We start from the raw sequence: 1,098 nt of genomic DNA on the forward strand, positions 1-1,098 counted from the left end.
AGAAGCACAGCGCCATGCATAGCTACGAGTCAGATAAGGGCAATTTCCGCATCGTATCTGAGCTGTTTCTGAAGGAACAAAGCGCAAAAGTGCAGCGTTTGCGCTTGCTTGTGAATGAACAAATTATTCTATCTCGTATTAATTATTGGCTGAACTAAAGCTAAGGAGAATCAACACATGAAGCAATTTATTTTAGCCATTACTGTCCTAGCTATTGGTTTGGCCTTGGGGACCTTTTTCGGCCCTCAACTCATGCAGGGGACAATGAGTGATGGAGAGTTGTCCTCCGCCGACAGTAACGAGAAGAAACCAGTGTACTGGGTAGCTCCGATGGATAAAAACTATCGTCGAGATGGGCCTGGACTTTCCCCGATGGGCATGGATTTAGTTCCGGTGTATGAAGAAGACAGCGGTGATGATAATACAGTGAAGATCTCAGCCACTGTTGAGAATAACCTCGGCGTTAAAGTCGCAAAGGTTAAAAACGAAGCGATTATGGTGCCAATTGATACCGTAGGAACTATCCAGTTTGATGAGAGCCGAATCTCTCATATTCACCCGCGTGTAGAGGGTTGGATTGAACGGTTGAACGTTGCTGCTAGTGGTGATCCGGTTAAACAAGGTCAAACACTGTTTGAGCTTTATAGTCCAGAGCTGGTCAATGCGCAGGAAGAATACCTAGCAGCATTGCGCAGCAAAAACAGAAACCTAATTAATGCGTCAAAGTCACGCCTTCGATCGCTAGGTTTGAGAGACAGTCATATCAATGATTTAAAGAAAAGACGTAAGGTCGATCAATTGGTGAAATTTACGGCTGAACAAGATGGAATTGTCATTGATCTAAACGTGCGTGAAGGCATGCATATCAGACCTATGACTGAAGTGATGTCGATAGGGTCGCTGGAAAGCGTCTGGGTTCGTGGTGAAGTCTATGAACGACAAGCTTATCTCATCGAACGTGGTCAGAGTGTAGCGATAAATCTCAATTCGTCACCTGATGGCAAATGGAACGGCATAATCAATTACATCTATCCGTCCCTTGATCAGAAAACACGCACCTTGCAATTCCGAGCGCGAGTACACAACCCAGATTTTGCC

At 45.1% G+C, this 1,098-nt stretch carries 1 protein-coding gene; it reads left to right on the forward strand.

From position 1 onward, the window contains the following. Positions 1 to 177 precede the first annotated feature (177 nt). On the forward strand, positions 178 to 1,098 hold a 921-nt coding region (locus A3766_RS24920), incomplete at its 3' end, for an efflux RND transporter periplasmic adaptor subunit (protein WP_156509119.1).

The organism is Oleiphilus sp. HI0132 (assembly GCF_001635845.1).